The following is a 24,792-nucleotide window of genomic DNA, read 5'->3' on the forward strand; positions in this document are numbered from 1 at the left end:
CGAGGATTAGCGCGCGTCTGCCTTCAGGCTGCCGAGATAGGCGACCCAGCCGCCAAACGAGGTAATCTCCGTCGCGCCACTGTCGTCGCTGACCGCGGCAGGTTCGCAAATGAAGCCTTTCACGGCGCGGCCGTTGGCAAGTTGCAGCGTGCCGATGCCAAGCGGCGCAGGCACGTCCATCACGAACTTGCCGAAGGTGCGCAGCGGGACTTCCCAGACTTCGACAGCGATTGGCGCACCGGGCTTGCTGGTCGTGCGGACGAGTCCGGGCTTCGGCGGCTGCGTGCCCGCTAGCGCGTAAAGCCGATAACAGGGCGCCGTATGCGTGGCTTCGATAAAACGCGCGCCGGCCTCCTGCAATTGCCAGTTCAGCGGTTGCCCGCGCAGATGCGCGCCGACCACCGCGAGCGCGACGGTGGGTTCATCAACGGGCAATGCTTCGATGCTTGCCGGCGCCGCCTCGCTTGTAGCGAGCGGCGACGGGCTCCGCACGGCCGATTCGGCGACACGCCGGTCCGCGTCACCTGGGGCGACGGAATCAGTGGCGAATTGATTCAGGTTACCAGGCACGTGTTGTTCCTTGAGTTCGATCTTGAATACGAACAAATGATAGGGATTCGAAACTCACGCAGTGTGCCGGGATCAGTGTGTGCACAACAGCGCAAATGAAACTGCAATTGCGATGATGCCCGACCAAAACAAAACGTCAACCCGTGCGTACTTCACTGAAGTGGAGCGAGCCGCGCATGACGGCGCCAGATAGCACGCAGGCAAAAACCATTTCATTAACGGTTCTAAGAATCGACCAAATACTTCGTTGCTAGCACCCTGCCCGCTCCCGTACCGTTCTCAGACTGCGCCTGGCGCGCCTCCCGGCGCCCGCCTCGCTTTGGAGAACTCATGTCAGCATTCGAATCGCAGCCGAACCCGAATCACACCACCGCAGACGCCGCCCAGCTTTTCGGCGACGACGAACTAACCCGTCGTTTCGCACCCGTATTCGCCCGCATCGCCGAAGGTGCAGTAGAACGGGAACAGAATCGGGCGTTGGCCTATGAGCCTGTGGAATGGCTACGCGAAGCCGGCTACACGAGATTGCGCGTGCCGAAGCGCTACGGCGGCGACGGCATTTCGCTCACGGAGTTCTTCGCCCTGGTCACCCGTCTTGGCGAGGCAGACTCGAACCTTCCGCAAATCCTGCGTGTGCACGGTGGCTTTATCGAATCGCTGCTGGAAAATGGCGATGAACCACTGCGCGACCGATGGCTCACGCGTGTTGCCCATGGCCAGATCGTCGGCGGCGCGGTGTCCGAACGTACCGGCGTCACCCAAAACAGCGTGCGCCTCACGCAAACCGACGGTGCGTGGCATCTCGACGGCGAGAAGTACTACACCACCGGCACGCTCTACGCCGACTGGGTCGACGTCACCGCACACGACGGGCAAAGCGACGTGCGCGTGCTCGTCAGGAGCGATACGCCAGGACTCGCCCGGATCGACGACTGGGACGGCTTCGGGCAGCGTCTTACCGGCAGCGGCACAGCGCGTTTCGAGCACGTGCCGGTCTCGCTCGACAATCTGTACCGCCGCTATAACGCCGCCGAAGCACGCCGGAACAGTCTGCTTACTGCGTACTATCAGGCGCTGCATGTCGCGAATCTGGCGGGTATCAGCCGTGCGGCGCTGCGCGATGCGGTGGCGTTCACGCAAGCCAAAACCCGAACCTTCGGTGTCCCAGGAGAATCCAGTCCGCGCGACAATCCGTTGGTGCATCGCGTAGTCGGCCGTCTGGCGAGCCTCGCTTACTCGACGCAAAGCATCAGCGCTTCGCTGGCCCGCGCGATCGATGAAGTGTCAGTAGCACGACAGGAAGGCCGGACCGGCGAACAGACCTATATCCATCTGGATATCCAGACTTTCCAGGCGCAACAGATCGTCATCGAGCAAACGCTGCAAGCGGCCACGCTGCTATTCGAAGTGGGCGGCGCATCGGCAACCAGCGAGTCGCGCCGCTTCGACCGCTACTGGCGCAATGCGCGGGTACTGGCGTCGCACAATCCGGCGATCATCCGCGAAGCCGCTATCGGTGACTTCTATCTGAACGGAAACGCGCATAACGAAAGGTTCGGTGTGGCGCGGAATCAGGAACCGGACCGACGACAGAATCAACGGCGTCCCTGAATCACTTCGCCGGTGGCGTCCAGATACGGATGTCCGTCGCTTTCAAGGTGGCGGGAATAAGCCCGGCCGCGCGATAAGTGTTGGCGATGCGCTGCTGTTCGGCCAACTGGTCGCGTTTCACCGGCACGATGTCGTAGCTGCGACGGCTATTCGCCAACTCGACAGTCGGTCCGGGAATATTGCCCCACATCGGGCCGAGAATCTGCGCCGCTTCCTGCGGATGGGCTTTGACCCACTTGCCTGTTGTGTTCAATTCGTCGAACACGACGCGCAGCACGTCGGGATGCTTGTCGGCGAAGGCGGTGGTGGCCGTATAAAAGCGGTTGTATTGAGCGACACCGCCACTGCCGTCCGCGATCACGCGAACATGCGCCTCACGTTGCTGGGCGGCGAGGAACGGATCCCAGATGGCCCAGGCGTCGATGTTGCCGCCGCGAAAGGCGGCGAGCGCGTCGGGCGCCTCCAGATAGCGCATCTGGATATCGTTGATCGTCAGCCCCGCTTTGGCCAAAGCGCTCAACAACAGGAAGTTGCAGCCCGAGCCTTTGGATACCGCCACGCGTTTGCCCTTCAGGTCCGCCACCGAGTGAATCGGCGAATCCGGCGGCACGATGATCGCCTGAGCGCTGGGCGCGGAGGTTTCTTCGGCGTAGTACGTCAACGGTGCATTGGCGGCCTGCGTAAAGAGCGCGAAGGCATCCGCCACATCCGCATGCAAATCGACACTACCCGCATTCAGCGACTGCAACAGTCCGGTCGAAAACTCATGCCAGCTCACGTCGTAGCCGAGCGCGTTGAGCTTCTTCTCCAGGGCACCGGTTCGCTTCAGCAGAATGAACAGTGTCGACGAACGCTGGTAGCTGATCGATACCGTTTCGTTAGCGCGTGCCGCGCCGAACGACAGCACACCGCCGATCAACATCAGACACACGCAGAGGTGCCGCAGGTTTCGGGAGCCGGAGAAAGCGAGGTGCATCGATTGAAATCCATGACGTTAGGCGCAATCGCTGAATATATAAAAGAACGGCGCGCGGCCAAAGACCGATTTCATCGATCGATATGGGCAGAAATTGGAACGCGCGGCGGCGCTATCGCTCATCATTCGAGGTTTGATGCGAGTTGAAGAACACGCTTCCCGCGGAGATTTCTGCACTATGTCAACCCTCCCTCCCCGCTTCGGCATCTGGGCGCTGGTTCACGGCAGCCGTGCCGCGTTGCAGGACCCCGATGAACCGTACGACGCGTCGTGGGCGCGAAACAAAGCCCTCGTTCTGGAAGCCGAACGGCTCGGTTACGACTCCGTGCTGGTCGCGCAACATACGATCAATCCGCACAATCCCGACTTCGATCAGCTCGAAGCGTGGACCGCGTCGGCTGCGCTCGCGGCGCTGACCGAGCGCATCGAGATCATCGCCGCCATCAAGCCGTATCTGTATCACCCGGTGGTGTTGGCAAAGATGGCGCAACAGATCGAACACATCAGCGGCGGCCGTTTCGCGATCAATCTCGTCAACGCATGGAATCGTCCTGAGCTGGAGCGCGCCGGCATCGGCTTCGCGGAACACGACGCGCGTTATGCCTATGGACGCGAGTGGATTACCGTGGTCGATTCTCTGCTGCGCGGCGAGCGCACGCGTTTTCGCGGCGCGCATTTTAATGTGGATGACTATTTATTGCGGCCTGCGGATCCGTTTCGCAATCGTCCGCGTATCTACGTCGGTGGCGAATCGGAACCGGCGCGGGAACTGGTCGCCGACAAGGGCGACGTGTGGTTCATCAACGGCCAGCCGCTGGATGACGTCAAGTCATTGATCGCGGATGTCTCGGCCCGCAGGCGCCCCGCGGCGCACGAGCCGTTGCGTTTCGGCTTGTCGGCATTCGTCATCGCCCGGGAAACCGATGAGGCCGCAGATCGGCACCTTGACCATCTCTTCGCGCTGGCCTCGAAAGATGCCCCGTTACGTGAGCAACAGAAGTCGAACATCGACCCGAAAGCGGTCATGTTCCAGACCTTCGCGCGAACGCCGCGAGTGGGCTCGAACGGTGGCACGGCAGCTGGACTGGTCGGCAGCTATGACGCGATCGCCAAGCGAATCGCCGGCTTTCATCGTGCCGGGATCGAATTGTTCATGCTGCAATTCCAGCCGTTCGAGACCGACATGCGCATTTTTGCCGAAGAAGTGATTCCACGCGTACGCCACCTGCTCGATTGATCCGGGCACGTTCCGCAGCGTTCAGTTCCGGGTCCTCATGTGGCACAGTATCGTCAAGCGCATGCGCTACGCTTGCGAAACTGAATAGCCCTGACGAGCGACATGAAGAACCTGACTGCGTACGAACCCCCTGTCGACGAAGACCAGCTTCTGCTGAAGTGGATCCGGCGCGCGCGTGAATCCCAGATGAGCCACTACGACATGGCCGACCTCCTGTCGGCGCGAGACCGCGGCGTCGGCTGGCTGGTCACCGTCCTGAGTGCCTTTGTGGGCACGGCCGTGTTCGCGTCGTTGAGTTCGGCCACCGTCTCACCGGCGCTCAGGATCGTCCTGGGCCTCGTGAGCGTTGCGGCTGCGGTCTCCGCCGCGCTGCAAACTTTCCTCCGATACGCTGAGCGAGCGGAAAAGCATCGTGCGGCAGGTGCGCGCTATGGCGCGGTGCGGCGCAGGCTGGAAGCGATCTTCGCCGGTGACGCCGATGCCCGCGACGGCCACTATCTCACTGCGATCCGCGACGAACTCGACCGGCTCGCTGAAGATTCGCCGAATGTGCCGCCGCGCGTCTTTTATCGCACCCAGCGAACCCTGTCCAACGAATCGCGGCGAAGCCGCGATGCCTGAGCGGTGTCCCAGTCGACTGAAAACTACCGTGTAGCGGACACCAGCAACATCATCGGCCGCTCGCGTTCTTCTGCCAGTTCAGGACGTGCGGCAAGATCGGTATCGGTCGGCCCCCACTCGTCGACATGGGTCATGGTGAAGCCCGCGCCGATCAGGTGGTTGAGCAAGGTGCCGAGGGTGCGGTGCTGCTTGATGACGCCGTCGGCAAGCCAGTTCGTGACGCGCGGCCCTTCCAGCTGGTAGCTGTCGAGCGGCCAGTGCTTGCGGCCATCCGCATCGACCGACCAGCCGGGCTGCTGCGGCGCCATGAAAATCGGGTGCTCGATCGAGAACACGAGGCGCCCGCCCGGCGCCAGCGCGCGGTACACAGTGTCGAGCAAGCCGCGCAGATTTTCGATGTAGTGAAACGTGAGCGAGCTATACACGAGGTCGAAGCCTGCCTGCGGCAAGTCGAGATGTTCGAGATCGGCTCTGGCATAACGGATGGCCGGATCGTTCGACGACGATCGTGCCCGTTCCAGCATCTTCTCCGAGACGTCGAGGCCGAGCACCGTGGCTGCGCCCGCTTCGCGCGCCCATCGGCAGAACCAGCCATAGCCGCAGCCAAGATCCACCACGTTCACGCCGCGCATCTCCGGCAGCATGGCGCGCAGCGCAGGCCATTCGGGGGCGCCCGCGAGGCCGTGTTTCGAGCGGCCCAACTGGCTGTAGTTCTCGAAGAATGCGGGGTCGTCGTAAATGTTCTGTGTCATTTGTAAATAGCATTAACTGTAATTGAGGCAATGCGGCCGCCTGATGTATAAGCGAGGAATCACTACGGCGCGCCGCTTACTCCATGCTACGCCGTGCAATGTCGCTTGCCGGGGAGTTCGGCCATGCTTGCTGGAAAGGCGGCCGAAGGCCTGCACAGGCCGCTTTTCAGGCCGCTTAAGCGTCATTTAAGCTCACCGCCCGCACAATACATGCGGGTGAGAATACCCCTATTACTGAACATGTTTTTCTGTCAGATAGTTGAAATGCGGTATTCCCACCAGGCATTCCAGTGCTTGCATCTTTCCGGGTCTTTCCTTTGCCCGACTATATGGTATTGTCCGACCTGCGCTGTAAAGCGCATTGCCACACTCAATCGGGAAGCATAATCGCTCCCTAAAAAAAAGATTATGGAAGTCCAGAACGCCCGTCGTTGGGCACCAAGGGGAACACGCGTCTGGCTGGGCGCGGCCGCCGCATTGGCGATCGCCAGCGGAGTGCGCATGTTGCTCCATCCGTTTATCGGACCGATCATGCCGGGCACCGCGTTCTGTATCGCGGCGTCACTGGTCGAATATTTTTGCGGGCTGGCCCCGGCGCTCACGGTCATGCTGCTCGGCCTGGGTATCGCCGACTATCTGTTCGTCCCGCCCTACGCAGCCATCACGGTATTCAACAGCGCCGACCTGGTCCTGGTGGTGTCCTATCCGTTGGTAACGCTGTTCGTCATCATGCTGATCGAACGCCTGCGCCGCTCGCAGTTTCGTGCGGAACTGATCGCATCGGTTGCGCAATCGCGCTATGAAATGCTGCTGCGTCACGACAACGAACGCATGCTCGCGCGCCGTGCCGTCGACGAAACACATCGACTGCTGCGCCATCTTTCGCATCATCACAGGACCTTCATTTTCATTCAGGCACTCGAGCGCAACGCGTTGCAACCTGCGGACGACCTCAAACCGCAAGGCGTGCTACCGCGTCTGCCTAACGAAATTGCGCCCGGTCCGCGCTTTGCCGATGTCGATCCCGAGGACATTCAGCGGCTCAGCAAATCACTGTGGCCCGGCAGCCATCGCGTGCGTCTGAAAAGCGGCGACGGTGTGTCGAAGTTGATCGAATGCGTGTGCGAACGGTTCATGACCCATGCCGGCGTGTTTCTCGTGCTGCGGATCGGGATCTGATCCATGAGCCAACCGACGAGTCTTTTCTTACCCGGCGACGACCACGCCGTGCTGATGTTGCACGGCCTGTCGAGCTCGCCGCTCGAATTACGCTTTCTTGCACGTTTTCTGAACGCTGAGGGCTTCACCGCCTGCGCGCCGCTCCTGCCTGGCTATAGCGCCGGCTCGGAAGAAGCGGCAATGGAGCTATGGCTCGATGCCGCCGTGCGCGAGTACGACGCGCTGGCTGCGCGTTTTGCACGTGTCTCGATCTGTGGGCTATCGATCGGTGCGGCGTTAGCGCTGGCGCTGGCGCATCGCCGTCCGGCGGCGCAGTCGCTCGTGTTGCTGTCGCTGACGCTCTCATACGACGGCTGGGCGATCCCCTGGTATCGCTTCCTGCTCAACTGGGCGTACTTCACGCCACTGCGCAAACGCTGGCGCTACCGCGAGGAAGCGCCATTCGGCCTGCGCAATGAAGCGCTTAGAGCGAAGATCGCCCGTGCCATGCAGCGCAGCGACTTCAGCGAAGTCGGGCCGTCCACGATCTCATTGCCCGCCTTGCACCAGGCGAGCCGCCTCGCCGCGAGCGTGCGCACGCAGGTGCGCGACATCAAGACCGATTGCCTGATTGTCCATGCGATCGACGATGAGACCTCGAGCCCCCGCAATGCCCGTTTTGTCGCCGCGAATATCGGCGCTGCCTTCTTACGCACGATCTGGCTTGATGATTCGTATCACATGATTACGTCGGACAACGAGCGCGAAATCGTCGCGCGCGAAACCGCGCTATTTTTGCGCGAAAGCGAAGCCGCCCATAGCGGCGACGACAGCGGCAAGCAACAGGTCGTCTCAAAGGCTTTGGCGCGCCGCCTCAGGCAACTCGCCGCGCTAACCAAGGAGCGTGCGTGACGGTGCATACGACGCCCAGATTCGGCAAACCGGCGAGCGCGTCGCTGCGTACCTCATTCGGATTCGGCAAGTCCGCCCCCATGTCACTGCTGCTCGCCGCGGCGCTGGGCCTTTGCACAGCGCGTGCCGCGTATGCGGACGATGCAAGTCCGACGGCGACGAGCGACGCGAGCACGGGCGCGGCCACCGACAGCAAGTGGAAAATCGGCGTGGGCCCTGGTGTGGTGATCACGCCCACGTACCCGGGATCGCGGCAATTGAAGGTATTCCCGTTCCCTGCGCTGGACATCTCTTACGACGATCGGATTTTCTCGCAAGGCCCTGACGTGCTTGGCGTCAACGTGCTGCGCGGTCCCGCCTATCATGTGGGCGCTGCTCTCAGTTTCGATTTCCAGACTCGCAAGGAGTCTGACGATCCGCGGCTGCATGGGCTTGGCAACGTGTATGGCGGCCCCAAGCTGAAGCTGTTCGCGGACTACACGTGGTGGGCGTTTACCGGCTCGGTGGCGCTGTACCAGGATATCGCAGGACATCACCAGGGGACGACGGTCAGCACGGATTTCGTGGCTTCGGCGCCGGTTGGCGGCTGGTTGTTCTCGGTGGGCCCAGGGTTCACCTGGGCGAACGGGACTTACACGCGGACGTTTTTCGGCGTCTCAGATCAGCAGAGTGCGGCATCGGGATTACCCACGTATAGCACCAGTGCCGGAGTGCGGGACATCCATATGAACGCCGTCGTGTCGTACGACTTTTCAAAGCACTGGAATGGCTCGGTTTCCGCTACTTTCGGACGACTGGAGCACGACGCGGCGAATAGCCCGATTACCGAAAAAAGGTTCGAGCTGAATACGCTCGCTTCGGTGAACTACAAGTTTTAGTTTTTGGCTTTTTGCGCGCCCGCAGCGCACAAAAAGCCAGTAGCGTTTCAGTCTCCGGCGCCAAGCTCTTCAACTTCGATTCCCAACTCCCCAGCCATGCGCCGCACCACCACCTGAAGCCGGCTCAATTCATCGGCGAGCCGCTTCTGTTCGGCTTTCAACGCCTCGAACGCCGACAGCGGCACAACCTCATCTTCCTCGCCGAGCGGTGCAAGCTCACTCGCGCTGACTTCGCCGCAGAGCAGATGCGTCCAGCGATTTTCGCGCTCGCCCGGCGTCCGGGCGAGCTTCACTACTCGCGACGGATCCCCGTCGGCCAGCTCGTCGAGAAACGCCTCGACCGACGAAATGTCGGCAAACCCATGCAGGCGCGCGCTGTTCAAACGCAACTCAGCCGCAGTTTGCGGGCCGCGCAGCAACAAGGTAGTCAGTAACGCAGCCGACTGACTCGGCAATCCCAACACCCGGTTCATGTTGTGCTCGAAACGCGGCACACGGCTGCTGCTGCCCTCCATCACCAGGCTCAGGCGCTTCAACCCGTCGACGGCAGTCAGCACCTCCGCTTCAGTCGCATTCATCACCGGCGTACGGCCGGTTTTCTGGTTGCAGCCCAAGGTCAGCGCGTTCAGGGAGAGCGGATAACTGTCTGGCACCGTGTGCTGCTTTTCGACGAGCACGCCGAGTACGCGCCCTTCAAGCAAAGTCAAAGCGCGGATAGAGGAACGGGAAACAGCGTCGGGAGTGGAGTTCATAGAGGAAGTCGCGGCGTGCGCCGCCAGGTCTCGTGGATGGTGTGCCTTACCGTTGCACAGCCGGGCGGCAGGTTTTAGTTTGTGGGCCCTATGATAAACGCCCCAGCCGCTCGCGGTGTACGAATCTCCGCAATGACGAGGCGCATCCCGAACGCGCCCGCATCCGTCCCGGCGCATTTTTGTTTTGTTGACGACATCCCATATTCGAGATAATTTCCCGAATATGGAAAATATAGCCGCCGCCGACAACGCCATCGACCGTCGTATCGCCCAGCGCCTGCGGGAGCTGCGTGCCGGGCGCAACTGGTCGCTCGACGATCTGGCGAAGCTCAGCAACGTCAGCCGCGCCACCCTGTCGCGCCTCGAAAACGCCGCCGTGAGCCCCACGGCGAGCGTGCTGGGCAAACTCTGCGTCGCCTACGGTTTGCCGATGTCGCGCCTCATGCACATGGTCGAAGAAGACTTCGCGCCGCTGGTGCCGCGCGAGGCGCAGGCGGTCTGGACCGACGCGAGTGTCGGCTTCCGGCGCCGCTCGGTGTCGCCGCCGGCGCAAGCGCTGAGCGGCGAGGCGCTGGAGTGCGAGCTGGATGCCGGCGCCCGCATTACTTACGACGCGTCGCCGAGAGCCGGCCTCGAGCATCACCTGATCCTGCTCGAAGGGCATTTGCAGATCACCGTCAACGGCCGAAGCCACGATCTGCGTCCCGGTGACTGTCTGCGCTATCAGCTGTTTGGCCCCAGCGCCTTCGTCACGCCCGCGCACAGCGCGGCCCGCTACATTCTCTTCATTGTCTGAGTGCGAGCCAACATGAGCGTGACCACCATCACGATCTTTTCCGCGGACGACCTCGTTCGCCACCTGACCGAACTCGGCGCGCTGCTGCGTGCCTGTGTCCATGACGGCGCCAGTGTCGGATTTGTATTGCCCTATAGCGTTGAAGAGAGCGAGGCGTTCTGGCGCGGCAAAGTGCTGCCCTCGTTGTGCGCGGGGGCGCTCGTGCTGTTCGTCGCTCGTCACGGCGAATCGATCGCCGGCACCGTGCAACTGGATTACGACACGATGCCGAACCAGCGTCATCGCGCGGAAGTGCGCAAGCTGCTGGTGCATCCCGCGTTTCGCCGCCAGGGCATCGCCAAAGCGCTGATGGTGGAACTGGAACAGCGTGCGCAGCAGTTGCAACGCAGCCTGCTGACGCTCGATACGCGCACCGGCGACAAGGCCGAGCCGCTCTATGCCGCGCTGGGTTATCAGACGGCCGGTGTGATCCCGCAGTTCTGCCGCGACACGCTGGAGGAGCGGCTTGATTCGACCACCATCATGTACAAGACGCTCGGAGCGTAACGCCGGCTGGCCGGCTGTGACGCATGCTCAGGGCGAGCGATACGCCATCAGGAATACACCATCAGGACGCGCGCAATGCAGACTCAGGCGAGTCTTCAAGCCACGGTTTAACGGCGCGAATCGAACGCGATCCGCACAGCCAGACCAGCGAGCACGGTGCCCATCAGCCATCGTTGCACCAGCAGCCATACCGGTCGCCCGGCGAGAAATCCGGCGATCGAACCCGCCATGCCGGCGATCAGCGCGTTGATCGTGACGGCGATGACGATCTGCACGCAGCCCAGCGCGATCGACTGCGTAAGCACGCTGCCGTGCGACGGTGAAATGAATTGCGGCAGCAACGACAGATACATCACCGCGATCTTCGGATTCGCGAGGTTGGTGACGAGACCCATGGTGAACAGCTTGCGGCGGCTGTCGTGCGGCAGATCGCGCACCTGGAACGGCGAGCGGCCGCCCGGCTTGACGGCCTGCCATGCCAGATACAGCAGATAAAGCGCGCCGCCGAAACGCAGCGCGTCGTACGCATAGGGCACCGTCAACAGCAGTGCGGTGATGCCGAACGCCGCGCAAAACATGTAGAACACGTAGCCGAGCGCGACGCCGCCGAGCGATACGAGCCCGGCACGCCGCCCCTGGCAGAGCGATCGCGAGATCAGATAAATCATGTTCGGGCCGGGCGTAAGCACCATGCCGAGCGAGACCAGGGCGAAGGCAAGCATCGTTGTGACAGCGGGCACGGCGGTCTCCCTGTGGGCTGAAAATCGAAGTCGGGCAGTGCCGCTAAATATAGCCGATGTCGCCGATTCAGGCCTTAAACCCACACGTGAAAAGTTCCTATACGCAGTTGAACGGCGTTCGTTCTGTCTGTGGCGAAAAGCGCCGTCTGTACAGTGTCGATGGCGCACTGCATCGCAAGAAACACTTGCGGTGAAAATCTTTGCCCGGTATTGTCATGTCGTTCTGCAACGCAGCGCGGGAGAGATCGTCAGAGGATTGTGACGACGCCGACGGAGCAACCGCCCCGGAAACTCTCAGGCAAAAGGACCGCGCAGCTGGAACATCTGGAGAGCGGCGCCGTGCGCGCCCACCGAAGGGGATTCCCTGCATACGGCCTGTATTGCGCTCGTATGCTCACGGGAAGAAACTCTCAGGTACATGGACAGATGGGGCATCGACGCCGGTTTCGACACGAAATCGACACCGGTGATGCTCAACTACTCTGGACCATGTCATGTCACGAATCGCCATTATCGGCGCCGGCATTACCGGCGTCACGACTGCTCACGCCCTCGCGCAGCGCGGCCACCACGTTACTGTGTTCGAACGTCATCGCTATGCGGCGATGGAGACCTCGTTCGCCAACGGCGGCCAGTTGTCCGCCAGCAATGCTGAAGTCTGGAACAGCGCGGCCACCGTGCTGAAGGGCTTGCGCTGGATGCTCACGCGCGACGCCCCGCTGCTGCTCAATCCGATGCCCACGTGGCACAAGTATTCGTGGATGGGCGAATTTCTACGGCAGATTCCGCACTATCGGGCGAACACCGTGGAAACGGTGCGGCTCGCGATTGCCGCGCGTGAGCATCTGTTTTCGATTGCCGAGCGAGAAGGAATCGACTTCGATCTGGAGCGGCGCGGCATTTTGCACATCTATAAAACGCGCAAGGAATTCGATGCGGCTAGCAGGGTGAATGCGTTGCTGCGCGAAGGCGGACTGGACCGTAATCCTGTGACGTCGGGTGAGTTGCAGGCGATTGAGCCTACGCTGCATGGCGAATTTTTTGGTGGGTTTTTCACGCCTTCCGATTCGACCGGTGATATCCACAAGTTCACGCGTGGGCTTGCGGACGCCTGCGTGCGGCATGGCGTCGAGTTTCACTATGATGCTGAGATCACGGCGATCGAGCAGCCGGCTGAAGGACGGTTTTCGCTGACGGTCAATCTGGAGGGCGAGTCACAGCGCTTTGCCTTTGAGCGGATCGTCGTGTGCGCCGGGGTGAAGAGTCGCGATTTCGCGGCCATGCTTGGCGATCACGTGAATGTGTATCCGGTTAAGGGTTATTCGATTACCGTTTGTCTGGATGACGAAGTGAGTCAGCAACGCGCGCCCTGGGTGAGTCTGCTCGACGATAGCGCGAAGATTGTGACGAGCCGGCTTGGCGTGGATCGGTTTCGGGTTGCCGGTACGGCGGAGATTAATGGGTTTAATCGCGATATTCGGTCGGATCGGATTGCGCCTTTGGTCGACTGGACTCGACAGTATTTTCCTGAGGTGTCGACTTCGAAGGTGATTCCATGGGCAGGGCTGCGGCCGATGCTGCCGAGTATGTTGCCAAAGGTGGGACGTGGGAAACGGCGCGGCGTTTTTTATAACACCGGGCATGGGCATTTGGGGTGGACGTTGTCGGCGGCTACAGCGCAGGCTTTGGCGGGGGCTATGTAATAAGGGGTGGGTTTGCCTGGGCGGCGCTTTGTTGTCTGGGCTTTTAGGGTTTTGGCTTTTCCTTGTTTTGTTAGTGGTTTATTAGCGTTGCCCCTGTGCGGGGCGGCTTGCGCGTTTCGAGTGCCGTCGGCTTCGCCTCGACGAGGCGTCGCCAAGGCAAAACCTGTCACATCTGCTAGTGTTGTCCAATCGTGACCCGCTCTCGAGGAAATCGCTGTGACCAAACCCCGCTCCGGCACGCGTGGCAACGCAAGCACGCGCCTCACCGATAAACAGATCGCCGTAGAAGCTACTCGGCGCCTCGCCTGGGATGCCGCCGTTCCCCCAAACGCCCTGCAAGTCAAAGTCTCACACGGACGCATCACCCTGATCGGCATCCTTCCACATGAACAACAACGCGTCGCCGCACTCGAAGATGTTTCCCGTCTGTTCGGCGTCACCGGCGTTTCTGATCTCTCCACGATCAAAACAAAATAGCTTCAACCAGTTGTGAACGAACAATAGAGTTTGACACAAGGCCTTCAATCAAATCAGACACCTAGCGATTTTCCTGACTAAGGTTCGTGCAAATAGAGTTCAACACAAACGCCTCTCGACTCAATGGACGCAAGGAACTTGTGACAATAGAGTTTGACACAAAAGGAACGGAATCTCACATTGCGACCGAACGGCGTGCAGCAGTTCACGATTCGGTTGCGTAACGATAAGGCTTGGCGCAACTGACCGGCGGCGGCGATTGGCGACGTACCCGACTGACGGGTTGGCATTGCCCATGCGTTCACACAGGTTCGGGTTGGATGGTAAGGCGACACTTGTTTGTGACTTTGACGAACGGCTAACGCGCGGCAGCGTCGCTGCCACGTACCTGCCCCCACTCGCGCCCTCCTTCGCAGGTTCGGGTACTGCCGGATCACTTAACAGCGAGCGTCGAGGAGATCTCGCATCGACCTGTGAGTGTCCGCGGTGCGCGGCACCTATACCACAAGTTTCGCGATAATTGCAGGGGGGGGATTATCGCGGCCTTCGTGTGATAGTGCCTTTTCGTCGGCGCAGGTGCTATCGCTAAAGACATGACCTGGCCGCCGATCTGTTCATATTTCTCAAGAGGGATGCGCGTTGCGTCGGTTTACCAGGATGATTAGTGGTACATGCATGGCGTTGTTATTGGTTGCGAGTGTAGCGCCTTCCGTGTTTGCCGCCAACAATGCGGACACATGGAACATCACGACTTCGTACCCTCCCGACACTGTGTCGGGTCATGGTATCGCGACCTTTGCTTCCGAACTTGCACGAGCAACGAATGGCAACCTCGTGGCCCAAACGCATTTCGGCACGCCGCTGCCTTCTGACGTACTCGACGCGTTGAAAGACGGTCGGTTTGACGTGGCCTCCGTGTTCGCCAGCTCGTTGATTCCCGTTGACTCGGTCTTTGCCCTCTCTACCCTGCCTTTCGAGGTCAGTTCGATTGACGAAGCCAGGCAGTTGGCGTGCATGGCGCGCGAGCAATACGAAAAATCACTCGGCGCTGCCGGCCTGCACCTGCTTTTCGTCACGCCGTGGCCACCAACAGGTATCTGGTCGAAGCAGGCATTAGAGACGCCCGATGACTTTGAGGGTCTTCGTCTACGTGCTTACGACAAGGCGTCCGCAGGCGTTTTCACCATGCTCGGCGCAAAGGCGGTGGCAAGCTCGGCGAGCGAGATGCAGAGTCGAGTTGAAAGCGGCCAGCTTGACGCGGTGCTGTCCTCGGGCGACGGCGAGGTTGGCCGGGCTTTTGCTCCACATCTGCCAAATTTCACCGCGGTGTCGTACGCTTATCCGCTGTCGTTTGTCGTCGTAAGCAGAAGCCGCTTCAATGCGCTCTCACCTGAAATCCGGACCGCCGTACAAAAAGCGGCCACTGAGGCAGAGCGTCTGGAGTGGAAAGCGCTTCCTGATCGCGTCAAATCCAATTACGCTGCCATGGTACGTGCCGGTGTCGATGTACACGAATCCGTCGGTGCGGCCCTTCGTCTCTCTATGCATGCCGCGGGTGCCGCACGCACGACCAGCTGGCTTGAGCAGGCGCCGTCCGACGCACGCGCACTGCTGGTCCGTTCGTCTCGGGAAGATGCCGAGGACTCCTGCGGCACATCGATCGCCCGATAACGTTTCGAGCGGATCCCCAACGGGGCGGCGTCACATTAGGGGGAACCTGCCCGCACCGGTTGCGTCGCGGAATAACAGTGCCGCAGCGATTTACAGCAAATCGTTCTGTTGAGCTAGACGCGCGGCCTCGTTAATTCGGTGTGTGCCCATTTTCTCGTTTATCCGTGAGTACATGGAATAGATGCTCGCGACCGAGAGTCCCATGCTCCTCGCCACCTCCTGTGCCGGTTCCGCTATCAGCACAAGCCGAAGTACAGTCAGGTCGCGTTCATCGAGTTCAAACTTGGCGACCATCAAGTTGCGCCGCGCCATCATGCGTACATCCAGAAGCGTCATCGCAATTGCGCGTAAGAGCGCCTGCCATTCAAACAGTCGTGCTTCCCCACCATCTTCAATTTCGATTTCGCTTGCGACATGCAAGACGCCAAGGAGCGATGTCGCGCGTGAATGTGCAGGGACGATCAAGTTGCTCCGAAACCCGTATTGACGGGCCGTGGCGCACATAGCACGTTGGCCTGCGCTGGTTATCTGGATGCTACTGCCGAGCGCTGGCATCGCATTGACCCGCGCGTACTGAAGATACGGGTCATTGCTGTACCAGTGGCGGTGCTGATAGATCTGAATCCACTCCGGGTTGCATCCAACGAGGAAGCGATAATCGGTCGTCGGTCCGTTCGTGTCCACTCGGAAGGAACTGAAGATAAACGAGGGAACCTGAAGCCGCGAGAAAATGGCTCTGAGCCGCGGATGAAGTTCTATGTCGTCTCCGCACTCACTTAGCACATTGATTGCGGCCAGCACTTCCCCGATATTCGCTTGCATCTTCATGCAGAGCCTCTTAGAAAATATTTGGTTGGCTTATTCTTCTTGGCTTACAAGCTGACGAATTTTTTCTTGAATAGCACTATAGTGCCGTTCCAATTGCGCGAAGTACGGGTCCGCAGTCAGATAGTCGTACGCGGCGGCATGCGCGTCTACCAAGACGGAGTGGATGAAGGACGTGTCATCCGCCTGAATAAGCTCCCGCTCGAGGAGGATCAGTGCGCCACGCACCAGTAGTTTCACGCTTACGCGCTCGCGACCGACCACGACTTCTGCCGCGTAAACGATAGTTTCCCGATTTTTCACTTACTGCGTCAGCCATGATTTTTACTTATGTAAGCTTAGCTTCTTCAAGAGCTCGCAACCTGTCTCAATAATCGAAAGGCCGCGTTTGCGTCGAGATGAGCGTCGAAGGACTCTAGTACCGATACCGCCGAACTGGGAGCTACCTTTGCAGATAGCTCTTCCGATTCCAGCATAACTGTCCGACCTGAATGTGTTACGCACCCGACCGCCGAGGCCAATATATCAGCCGAACATGACTGGGGTCCAATTACCACACCCCGGATCGGACTATTCTTGAGTAACTCAAACGCGCCAAAGCCACCCGAGAAGGTGCCAAGCATTAGGCGCACGCCTGTGCTGGCAAGTGCAACGGCGCGTTCTGCCGCGAGGACAGGCTCGTCAAAAAACGCGATTTCCGGGACTTCCAGCACGAATTCGTCCGGCACGAATTCAAACCTCCGCACGAGTTCGCGGACGATGAGGGCGCAGTCGACGTTGAGAAACTGATCTTTGTCCAGCGGATAGCTAAGTCGTGTGGGCTCAGCCCCATCTTCGCGCCAGCTCGAGAGGGTGAGGCAGATCTGAACAAGGGCGAACTCAGTTATCGGTCCAAGTAGCCCATTTTCTTCGTTGATTGACAGGGAGGAGTTCACGGACACCAGGTCGCCGTTCTCCTCCAGGACGGCAACTCCGACACGAAAACCTCCCACGCTATTGCTGTGCGTCTCACGGACGGGGTAAAAGGCAAGCCGGAGACTTCCGTCGCTTAACGCGATGCGCAAGCGTTGCTCGTTTTCAACCGCCAGACGCCCGCTCTCGCGCATCTCGTTTGAATAGTGTCGCCAGATCGTTTTGTGCGTACTCACCATCTGCGCCTTGGCGGCGTACATCGCCTCGTCGGCCTCGCGAATAAGCGTCGAAACGCCATCGTCACTGCATGCATGTATCGAGACTCCAATGCTTGCCCGGATATTAAAAACGCTTCCGCGCAGCGTGACCGCCGTCTCAAATATGGCGATAATCGCATCTATCACCTTGTGTGTCGCAGGATAGACGTCTGCATCGCTATCGTCAGGCGTCACAATCACAAGGAATTCATCACCGCCAAACCGGCCGACGGTGTGAGGCGAAAGCCCTTGCCGAAGTCGCACGGAAATTTTCTTCAACAACTGGTCACCGGCTTCGTGGCCGAGCGTGTCGTTAACCTGTTTAAGATTGCCAAGGTCGATGTAGACGACAGCGAGGCGGTTCAGGCATGACTGCCTTGCCAATTCCTCGTTTAACCGCGCGAGTAGGCCATAGCGGTTCCACAGAGCCGTGAGTGTATCGGTCTCGGAGAGGACTCGAAGCCGGTCTCGACTCTTGAAGAGGCGATGTACGAGTACCGATATGGCGATCACGAATATCGCGAAAAAGAACGATAGCAAGGCGGTGCTCGTGAGATACACCGATTTCATGTTGTTATAAGGCGTCAGGGCATCCGAACGACGAAGGGACACCTCAACGTGAAGCGGATAGCCCGGGACGGTACGTTGCGCAGTTATCTGGTCCGCAGGTTTCCAGTTGGGTTTTCGACTATCGCGACCTTTCGCCTGCTTGTCCGCTGCCTCCCCGGTCCCGTCATCGGAAAGCTTTGAGCCGTCCTGTAGGAAGACAGCCGCCGAGCCGTTCTCCCCGAGCGCGGCGACGTCAGTAAATCCGCGTGTGAGGTAGCGTCGGTCCTCCGAGACGACTACCACACCCGCGAAGTTATCGTCCTTTGTCTCCAGCCGACGCGTCAGTTGAATTGTCCATTTTCCGGAGACTCGGCCGAGCACCGGTTTGCTGATATAGAGTCCAGGTACATCAGGCGTCCGATGGACCGCAAAGTGCTGGCGGTCAGTAATGTAAACTCCGCCGGCGTAAGGGATAGTGCTTTGTAGAATACGTCCGGCGGGGTTGACAATCGAGACTTGGGCCGCAGTTTCTCTGGTGAAAAAACCCGCGTCTTGCAGCGCCTTTAGGTTGACTGACGCTGGGTCCTTTTCAAATTGAAGTTTCACCACGAGCGCGATGACATCCACATCGTGAATCGTGGTCTCAGTGTGCTGGACCAGAGCATCAGCTAAGACATCTGCCTTGGCCTGAGCCGCCTGTAATACCTCAACCCTTTCCGTAGATAGCCGGGCCAACACGCCAATCCAGACGGTGGCGAGTACCAGAACACCCACGGCTGGAATCAGGATGACGCTTCGAAACTGGCGTTTTGCGGGAGGGTTTGTGGACATGTCGCCAATCGTTCGGTGCGGGCTTGGCGATTGTACAAGAATGCGCCGAGCTACTCTGTTGAGAAGCGCCTCACCGAAAAGGGGCGTCTTCCCAGCATAGGCTAAAGGGTATCAGCGAGGCTCGGGAAAGCCCTTGCACTGCCGCCATAGGTTGAGAAACGGCCGGATACTGACACTCGCATAAAGTCCCGCGACCGTGTAAGGCTCTGCCTCAATGAAAGCGTTCGCGTCCTCGACGGTCTCAAAATCGAGCACAAGCAAGCTACCAACCGGCGTCACCCCGTCTTCCGCCAGCAGCGGCCCCGCGAAGGCAAACTGTTCTGCGAATTTTGCGAGGTACTCGCGGTGTGCAGGGCGTAGCGTCGCTCTCAGGTCTGTGCCTGGCGCGTCGATGTTATAGAACGAGAAAAGCATCGTTATATGGCCCTCGCTACGTAAATGTTTTTTCCTCGTGTTTCGACCAGACACATCCCGGCAAGCAGACCGACTCCGGATACCGCCGCCAGTAGCGCGATGGAATAAGTCATCCCTTGCATACCAAACCGGTCTATCAGCGAACCAATCAGAGGCTGCAGGATTGCCGCAGCCATGAACATGCTGGTATTCGTGACTCCGATAGCCATGCCGGCCGAATTTGGATCGTTCACCTCTTTGGCGATGGCCCAGATGAGCGTGTAACTGGTGGAGGCCATACCTTGAATCGCGAATACGACATAGCTCTCGCCAGAGAACGCGTTCATCGGACCCAACATGGGCATCCACGAGACGAGATAAACAGCTCCGAGGATCAGCAGCAGCCCCTTGCGGTTACCCAGCCGATCGGATGCCCGCCCCAAGAAGAGTGCCGTGACCGAATGACAGAGAATCATGACAAGGACATGCATGGACGCCTCGCCCTTGCTCAGGCCGATAAATCTGACTAGATAGGGTACTGCCCATAGGCTGGTGAATGCGAAGAATGTCCCGCAGATGCCAAATCCCACCCAAAAGCACGGCCACGTACGTGCGTTGGTAACGACATCGCGCAACTGCCCGACCCACGACTGCCGGGAACGCATAGGAACGCTGGGCTGACCGTCCGGGTGCGGCAGTCCAAGGTCGGCGGGCTTGTCCCGCACGAACACGGCGATGAGCACTCCGGCTACGAGGGTAAGACCACCGATGCCGCCAATGACGACGCGCCAGCTAACGATCTGGGACATCATCTGTAACGGCGCAGTCGACAATATTGACCCCAGGTTACCAAATAGCAGGGTGAGCCCGCTTAGCGTCGCAAACTGCCGTGCCGAGAACCAAGAAGCGTTCAATCGCAGCAACGCGACAAACGGGACGGCGGCGCCGAGACCAATAAGTCCACGACCGATGCAGGCGACTTCGACGGTGTGAGCGCTCGCGAAGACGAAAGCGCCGAGTGCTGCCATCACGCAGCCGACCACCAGTATCCGGCGTGGGCCCAAGGTATCGGCAATAATGCCGGTCGGAATCTGCATTGCCATCACGGCAAAGAAAAAAACTGCCGTGATCGATCCGAGTTCCGTGCTGGTAGCGGAGAATGCCTTTTGTAGCTCAATCGATAGTGCCGCAGGTGCAACTCGATGAAAGAACGACACCATGTATGCCACAATCGTGAGCCAAAATGCGGTCCACTGTGCGAGTCGTAGTCTTCGCTGGGCGTTCGCGTCCATAGGAGACCCTTTCACGCCGCCACCGCAGCCGGTACCGCCGTTGCAATAGCGTGCTCTTTCACGTAGTAATGGATTTCGAGGAGCATGCAGCCGTTTTCCGACTTAAACGGACCATGGAACGCGCCGGGCGGGCGGCACGCATATGTGTTCGGACCGAATGGTGTCCCGCCTTGCCCGTTCGCGTCGTTGCCAACGGTCAGGTCACCCTGGACGAGGTAGACTTCTTCCCAGTACGCATGCACAAACGGTGCGGTCGTGTAAATGCCCGGCGCAAAGCGCAGCAGTCGGGTTCTGCAGCCGGTGGCGGTTTCTAGGGAAGAGACCCACAGAGAATTTTTTCCTCGATTCCTTGCGGATAGCCCGGGGGTACGCTCCAACCTTCATTCAGGTCCAGCGAGACAAACTCAAGATGTGGCTTCAGCATTGACGTTCTCCTATTAAAGAACTTTGATTTGATATTCACAGGCCAGAGTGCGGCCTAGGACTGGGTCGTGCAGTTCGGCGCGGAAGGCCTCGGCTCCAGTCATGGTGCCTGTCACGGGCACGGTGCCTCCGAAAAGGACATTGCCGTGGTCGAACGGCACTTCAAGCTTTGCGAGCAATTGCCGCGGGTGCAACAACTCGGCTACAGTCCCTTCCTGATATAGCCGTTCGATGCCATTCGTTGTGGCGAAGCTGCGCAGGATCAGTTGGTCCCAATGGTCCTCCACTTCATCGAATCGCCAGCAGTCACTACTCAATGGCTTTGCGCAGACCTGTTTGGAAAGCGCCACGTCATGTGTCTCGAGCGCGCGGTCAGTGTGGTCTGAGCCGACCGCGACGTACAGTTGGCCGTCCGTGTTGAAAAGGCAAAACTCCGCCTCGCCGCTTGAGGTAGACCCGACGGCCTCGATGACCGGTTCAGTTGTGAGCAGGGCGCGAGCCACGCGATATAGCGTCGGAATCTGCTTAGGCGCCTCAACACCAATCGCCGCGAGTTCATCGATGTGGTGTTGAACGGCCTCCGGATTCCGGCCGGTCCATCCGGCAATGGTGAGAGCTTTCGCGACCAGTTGTATCGCGTGGCTGCGGCCGCCCTGTTCGGTGATTTCGTGTATGTTCATGGTTTAGATTGCGCGGAGAATGGCGGTGGCTGCGTCGAGTGTTTCTTCTTTCTTGGCAAAACAGAACCGCAGGAGCTTTGACTTCGCATACTGAGGCCCGAACCCTGACATCGGCAGCCCGGCAATACCGTGGCGTTCGATGAGGTGGTTGGCAAACTCCGTATCCGGAAGCTCGGATATTGCCGAATAGTCGACCATCTGGAAATAGCCGCCGCCTGTTGGTATGAAGCTGAAGCGTGAGCTACCCAATCCCTCAAGAAAGCGATTGCGCTTCTGAAGAAAGAGTTGCGGCAAATTGCAATACGCGGCGTCATCCAGTACTGCAGCCATAGTCTGCTGTAGCGGCGTGGGTGCAGCGTATGTGTTGAACTGGAGAACCTTGCGGATTTCATTGGTTAAGGCTGTCGCGCCGATTGCGTATCCGATTCTCCAGCCGGTAACGTGCATTGTTTTGCCGAGCGAACCCACCACAACAGTTCTCTCGCGCAGTCGTGCATCCGACATTGCCGTAACGTGCTGTTGTGGGGCAAAGACGATGTTGTGATAGACCTCGTCGCTCAGCACCAGAAGGTTGTACCGGTCAGCGATCTGCGCGAGTCTGTCCACATCTGCCGTCGTCCAGCACCGACCAGTCGGGTTGTGTGGGCTGTTTACGACGATCATCCGCGTGTGCGTCGTCACGCTCTTTTCGACCTCATCCCAGTCGATCTCAAACGTCGGAGCCCTGAGCTCCACATACACCGGAACGCCGCCGGCGAGCAGGACCGCGGGCGCGTACGATTCGAACGCAGGCGATAAGAAAATTACCTCTTCTCCAGCGTGAACGAGACTGCTGATAGCCGCCGAGATTGCCTGCGTCGCCCCAGCAGTGATCGTGATCTGGGTCTCCGGGGAGAAGTCGAGTCCGTAGAGGTTTTGAAACATGCGCGCGATGGACTGACGCAATGTTTCTGAACCCTCAGGAAGGCCGTACTGGTTATGGTTGCCCTGGACCGCCTCGGAAAGCGCATCTAGCAGCCGTTGGTCGGGAGCAAAATCCGGAAAGCCCTGCGATAGGTTCACCGCACCGTACTTCTTTGCCGCGCGGGCCATCGTTGCAAAGATGGAACCCTTGATGTGCGGAAGCCTTGAATCAGAGACAATCGACGACACGGTCGCACTCCTTTTATAAGTTCTCAGGCAATCGGTACGAGTACGTCGGCCAAGGCATGCTCCGCAATCAGGCGCCGTCGTACCAGTTCCATCTTTTTCTCCAGCAATTCCATGACGTCTCCGGGAAGACTGCGTCTCACCCGTATGCCGCGGTCCTGGATCGCCCGTAGATTTTTTTCTTCTCGAACGGTCTGTCGCGCCCAGTACCGGAACTGGACTTCCCTTCCGGCCCATTTCAGGGTCCGCTGTCCACGCATCGATAGCGCCCGGAAAGTCACATCCTTGACAATGAGAAAGCACAAAGGCGTGCTGTAGGCGACGGGCAGGTAGTGTCCGAAGTGACTGGCCAGAAGATCCCCCGCAGCTCCGTCTCCCGAGGACAGGACCGCGTCAAATGCTCCCGCTTCGAGCGCGGCGCGTAACCGGGAAAATGGCAAATTAGTTGCGGCACAGCCAATCGACGAGAAGACTTCGCGCGACAAAGCGTCGTACGACCTAATACGCAATCCGACGAGGCTCGCTGCGCTATCAATCTCCCGTGAAGACCACATGCCCGTCGGCGGCATGGGCACGGTAGCAAGCAGGCGAAACCCTTCGCGATGCAGACAGTCGTCGAAGATACGTTGAAAACGCTTTGCGTCCTGCTCGGATTCATGTCCCTTCTTACCCCGCGGTATAGCGGCAAGCTCAAACTCTTTTGCATGCTCCAACAAGGATGCGCCGAATACAGTCCCGCCGAGTGCAGTTGCGTCTGTTGCAAAGAGCGACTGGTTTGATTCGAAATGTGATTCGACTCTCAGGTCAGATCCGTCGGCGTCATTCACCAGTTCAGCGAGAACTCCTATTGCTTCGCCGGGCAAGGCCTCTCGGGGGTACTCCGTTGCGAATATCAAGCGCATATCTTTTCCTGAGGGTGTCGGCTCACATTGCTTCGTGTGCTTCGTGTGCTTCGGCGGTTTACCGTTCGCCCCGAAGTTTAGGGACAGGTCCCCAAGAAATCACCGCATCCAATTCCCATTGACAATCAATTGCCGAACTGGCAGAAGACTAGACAATGATTAGGTGATTCCCCGCCAATCGCTCAACGTCACGCTACGACCAATGGACCTCCAGCGAATGCTGCGCTTAGCTCGGCCGAAGGTCGAGAGTCCACATGCACCCCAAGGTCATGCAGATTCGCGAAAATGATTCGCTCCTGATAGAGTGCGACTGCCGCGAGCTGATGTTCGACGGACCTGCCCGCCTGACGAACTGCATCCTGTTGCGTTATCGATAGCCGCGTAAACGTGAGTGCCGAGATCAGCAGAGCGCACGCAGATCCGGGATAACGAACCGCGGAAAAGTAACGGAAATGCTGTGATAGCGAAAGAGACGCCGCCCCGTCACCAAAACACAGCACCGCGTCTATTTCCTTATCGGCCACCCTCTCTCTTACATGACACCAATCAGTGGTCACCGGCTCCGCGCCGAGCTGCCGCAGCAACTCACCCGACTCAACATCAAACGCGCACACCCGCGCGTCCTTAAGATCACCAATGCTCGTGATAGCGTGCTTCGTCCAAAGCCCTCCAGCCGGTGCCGGGGCGGTAGCGAGTAAAACTATCGAGTCGCTCGCAACCGTCTCGGTTGCAGACCGGCCCAAATTGGGCGCATAAGGTGACACCGCTTCCCCGCCGTCACTGGGTGTGTACTGGCAGTGATTTGCGAGAATTGCGGCACCGTCCAGATTCCCTCGGCTCACTTCTTTCAGGATATTGAGAGACGAGGCTTCCCAGTCGTACAAAGGGACAACATTGAAGAGCGGCTCGTCCGGCTCATTGAATATGCCGGCGAACATGCGCACGGCTTGCGCCGGTAACGATGCCGTAGAGAATTCTGTCACAAAGGTGAAGTGCATGGTTGGCCCCGTCGTGCGGCGATGTCGCCTAGTCTTAGCGCATCGTACACGCGGGAGATCACGAAAACACCGGTGTGGTTTGTGATTGACTCTCGGCACCAATCTAGGTAGAGGCCGATTCCTCTGACACGGTCGTTCAATACACGGCTGCGATGGGAAACGAGCGACGAGATCTATGCAG

Annotated in this window: 26 protein-coding genes, 1 pseudogene and 1 riboswitch; of the genes and pseudogenes, 11 read left to right on the forward strand and 16 right to left on the reverse strand. The window is 59.3% G+C overall.

Features of this window, described 5'->3' with window-relative positions; translation table 11 throughout:
• Positions 1-6: 6 nt before the first annotated feature.
• Complete coding sequence (locus PQQ52_RS11650) at positions 7-606, reverse strand: allophanate hydrolase-related protein (protein WP_408210701.1); 600 nt, start codon at positions 604-606, stop codon at positions 7-9.
• Positions 607-900: 294 nt separating this feature from the next.
• Here PQQ52_RS11650 and PQQ52_RS11655 point away from each other — a divergent pair, with 294 nt between their 5' ends.
• Entirely contained in the window at positions 901-2,181 is a 1,281-nt protein-coding gene (locus PQQ52_RS11655; protein WP_408210703.1) for an acyl-CoA dehydrogenase family protein, read from the forward strand.
• Position 2,182: 1 nt separating this feature from the next.
• Here the strand turns inward: PQQ52_RS11655 and PQQ52_RS11660 are convergent, their stop codons facing one another.
• On the reverse strand, positions 2,183-3,157 hold the full coding sequence (locus tag PQQ52_RS11660) for an aliphatic sulfonate ABC transporter substrate-binding protein (RefSeq protein ID WP_408210706.1): 975 nt from the start codon (positions 3,155-3,157) through the stop codon (positions 2,183-2,185).
• A gap of 178 nt (positions 3,158-3,335) precedes the next feature.
• On the opposite strand from PQQ52_RS11660, the gene PQQ52_RS11665 reads away from it, so the two are divergent.
• Both PQQ52_RS11665 and PQQ52_RS11670 read left to right on the forward strand, forming a co-directional pair.
• Complete coding sequence (locus tag PQQ52_RS11665; RefSeq protein ID WP_408210709.1) at positions 3,336-4,394, forward strand: LLM class flavin-dependent oxidoreductase; 1,059 nt, start codon at positions 3,336-3,338, stop codon at positions 4,392-4,394.
• A gap of 102 nt (positions 4,395-4,496) precedes the next feature.
• Positions 4,497-5,015, forward strand: coding sequence for an SLATT domain-containing protein (locus PQQ52_RS11670; protein WP_408210711.1), 519 nt, complete (start codon positions 4,497-4,499; stop codon positions 5,013-5,015).
• Between the two features lie 23 nt (positions 5,016-5,038).
• Here the strand turns inward: PQQ52_RS11670 and PQQ52_RS11675 are convergent, their stop codons facing one another.
• On the reverse strand, positions 5,039-5,767 hold the full coding sequence (locus PQQ52_RS11675; RefSeq protein ID WP_408210714.1) for a class I SAM-dependent methyltransferase: 729 nt from the start codon (positions 5,765-5,767) through the stop codon (positions 5,039-5,041).
• A gap of 251 nt (positions 5,768-6,018) precedes the next feature.
• Positions 6,019-6,270 carry a hypothetical protein gene (locus tag PQQ52_RS11680; protein WP_408211061.1) on the reverse strand — a complete coding sequence of 84 codons (252 nt, stop codon included), beginning with the start codon at positions 6,268-6,270 and terminating at the stop codon, positions 6,019-6,021.
• Here PQQ52_RS11680 and PQQ52_RS11685 point away from each other — a divergent pair.
• From PQQ52_RS11685 to PQQ52_RS11695, 3 genes are all read left to right on the forward strand, one after another.
• Positions 6,176-6,946 carry a DUF4118 domain-containing protein gene (locus tag PQQ52_RS11685; RefSeq protein WP_408210717.1) on the forward strand — a complete coding sequence of 257 codons (771 nt, stop codon included), beginning with the start codon at positions 6,176-6,178 and terminating at the stop codon, positions 6,944-6,946. The genes PQQ52_RS11680 and PQQ52_RS11685 overlap by 95 nt on opposite strands.
• A 3-nt stretch (positions 6,947-6,949) precedes the next feature.
• Positions 6,950-7,837 (forward strand): alpha/beta hydrolase, encoded by an 888-nt coding sequence (locus PQQ52_RS11690; protein WP_408210720.1) that lies wholly within the window; start codon positions 6,950-6,952, stop codon positions 7,835-7,837.
• Positions 7,838-7,917: 80 nt separating this feature from the next.
• On the forward strand, positions 7,918-8,715 hold the full coding sequence (locus tag PQQ52_RS11695; RefSeq protein ID WP_408211038.1) for a MipA/OmpV family protein: 798 nt from the start codon (positions 7,918-7,920) through the stop codon (positions 8,713-8,715).
• A gap of 47 nt (positions 8,716-8,762) precedes the next feature.
• Here the strand turns inward: PQQ52_RS11695 and PQQ52_RS11700 are convergent, their stop codons facing one another.
• Positions 8,763-9,467, reverse strand: a complete 705-nt coding sequence (locus PQQ52_RS11700) for a YceH family protein (protein WP_408210723.1) — start codon at positions 9,465-9,467, stop codon at positions 8,763-8,765.
• A gap of 223 nt (positions 9,468-9,690) precedes the next feature.
• On the opposite strand from PQQ52_RS11700, the gene PQQ52_RS11705 reads away from it, so the two are divergent.
• Both PQQ52_RS11705 and PQQ52_RS11710 read left to right on the forward strand, forming a co-directional pair.
• Positions 9,691-10,263 carry a helix-turn-helix domain-containing protein gene (locus PQQ52_RS11705; RefSeq protein ID WP_408210726.1) on the forward strand — a complete coding sequence of 191 codons (573 nt, stop codon included), beginning with the start codon at positions 9,691-9,693 and terminating at the stop codon, positions 10,261-10,263.
• A gap of 12 nt (positions 10,264-10,275) precedes the next feature.
• Positions 10,276-10,809, forward strand: a complete 534-nt coding sequence (locus PQQ52_RS11710; RefSeq protein ID WP_408210728.1) for a GNAT family N-acetyltransferase — start codon at positions 10,276-10,278, stop codon at positions 10,807-10,809.
• Positions 10,810-10,916: 107 nt separating this feature from the next.
• On the opposite strand, the gene PQQ52_RS11715 is transcribed toward PQQ52_RS11710, so the two are convergent.
• A complete protein-coding gene (locus PQQ52_RS11715) occupies positions 10,917-11,549 on the reverse strand; it encodes a LysE family translocator (protein WP_408210731.1) in 633 nt (210 codons plus the stop codon).
• A 226-nt stretch (positions 11,550-11,775) separates the two neighbouring features.
• A riboswitch (glycine riboswitch) is annotated at positions 11,776-11,869 on the forward strand.
• Between the two features lie 174 nt (positions 11,870-12,043).
• On the opposite strand from PQQ52_RS11715, the gene PQQ52_RS11720 reads away from it, so the two are divergent.
• The 3 genes from PQQ52_RS11720 (at position 12,044) to dctP (ending at position 15,400) form a co-directional block, all read left to right on the forward strand.
• Complete coding sequence (locus PQQ52_RS11720; protein WP_408210734.1) at positions 12,044-13,252, forward strand: D-amino acid dehydrogenase; 1,209 nt, start codon at positions 12,044-12,046, stop codon at positions 13,250-13,252.
• A gap of 216 nt (positions 13,253-13,468) precedes the next feature.
• Positions 13,469-13,729 (forward strand): BON domain-containing protein, encoded by a 261-nt coding sequence (locus tag PQQ52_RS11725; protein ID WP_408210736.1) that lies wholly within the window; start codon positions 13,469-13,471, stop codon positions 13,727-13,729.
• 675 nt (positions 13,730-14,404) lie between these two features.
• Positions 14,405-15,400 (forward strand): TRAP transporter substrate-binding protein DctP, encoded by a 996-nt coding sequence (gene dctP / locus PQQ52_RS11730; protein WP_408210738.1) that lies wholly within the window; start codon positions 14,405-14,407, stop codon positions 15,398-15,400.
• Between the two features lie 90 nt (positions 15,401-15,490).
• Here dctP and PQQ52_RS11735 read toward each other — a convergent pair whose 3' ends face one another.
• The 10 genes and pseudogenes from PQQ52_RS11735 to PQQ52_RS11780 all read right to left on the reverse strand — a co-directional run bounded on the left by PQQ52_RS11735 (position 15,491) and on the right by PQQ52_RS11780 (position 24,611).
• Complete coding sequence (locus PQQ52_RS11735; RefSeq protein WP_408210741.1) at positions 15,491-16,228, reverse strand: helix-turn-helix transcriptional regulator; 738 nt, start codon at positions 16,226-16,228, stop codon at positions 15,491-15,493.
• A gap of 30 nt (positions 16,229-16,258) precedes the next feature.
• Positions 16,259-16,528, reverse strand: a complete 270-nt coding sequence (locus PQQ52_RS11740; protein ID WP_408210744.1) for a hypothetical protein — start codon at positions 16,526-16,528, stop codon at positions 16,259-16,261.
• A 44-nt stretch (positions 16,529-16,572) separates the two neighbouring features.
• The gene (locus tag PQQ52_RS11745; protein WP_408210747.1) at positions 16,573-18,774 is read right to left on the reverse strand and encodes a sensor domain-containing diguanylate cyclase; all 2,202 of its coding nucleotides are present in this window, start codon (positions 18,772-18,774) and stop codon (positions 16,573-16,575) included.
• Positions 18,775-18,885: 111 nt separating this feature from the next.
• Positions 18,886-19,188 carry a YciI family protein gene (locus PQQ52_RS11750; protein ID WP_408210750.1) on the reverse strand — a complete coding sequence of 101 codons (303 nt, stop codon included), beginning with the start codon at positions 19,186-19,188 and terminating at the stop codon, positions 18,886-18,888.
• 2 nt (positions 19,189-19,190) lie between these two features.
• Entirely contained in the window at positions 19,191-20,459 is a 1,269-nt protein-coding gene (locus PQQ52_RS11755) for an MFS transporter (protein WP_408210753.1), read from the reverse strand.
• A gap of 11 nt (positions 20,460-20,470) precedes the next feature.
• Positions 20,471-20,883 (reverse strand): annotated as a pseudogene (locus PQQ52_RS11760) (cupin domain-containing protein).
• Between the two features lie 13 nt (positions 20,884-20,896).
• Positions 20,897-21,562 carry a DUF2848 domain-containing protein gene (locus tag PQQ52_RS11765; protein ID WP_408210756.1) on the reverse strand — a complete coding sequence of 222 codons (666 nt, stop codon included), beginning with the start codon at positions 21,560-21,562 and terminating at the stop codon, positions 20,897-20,899.
• Between the two features lie 3 nt (positions 21,563-21,565).
• Positions 21,566-22,714 (reverse strand): methionine aminotransferase, encoded by a 1,149-nt coding sequence (locus tag PQQ52_RS11770; RefSeq protein WP_408210759.1) that lies wholly within the window; start codon positions 22,712-22,714, stop codon positions 21,566-21,568.
• Positions 22,715-22,737: 23 nt separating this feature from the next.
• On the reverse strand, positions 22,738-23,613 hold the full coding sequence (locus PQQ52_RS11775) for a type 2 periplasmic-binding domain-containing protein (RefSeq protein ID WP_408210762.1): 876 nt from the start codon (positions 23,611-23,613) through the stop codon (positions 22,738-22,740).
• A 188-nt stretch (positions 23,614-23,801) separates the two neighbouring features.
• Positions 23,802-24,611 (reverse strand): type 2 periplasmic-binding domain-containing protein, encoded by an 810-nt coding sequence (locus PQQ52_RS11780; RefSeq protein WP_408210765.1) that lies wholly within the window; start codon positions 24,609-24,611, stop codon positions 23,802-23,804.
• Positions 24,612-24,792: the final 181 nt, after the last annotated feature.

Source organism: Paraburkholderia sediminicola (genome assembly GCF_046030555.1).
Lineage (GTDB): Bacteria > Pseudomonadota > Gammaproteobacteria > Burkholderiales > Burkholderiaceae > Paraburkholderia > Paraburkholderia sediminicola_E.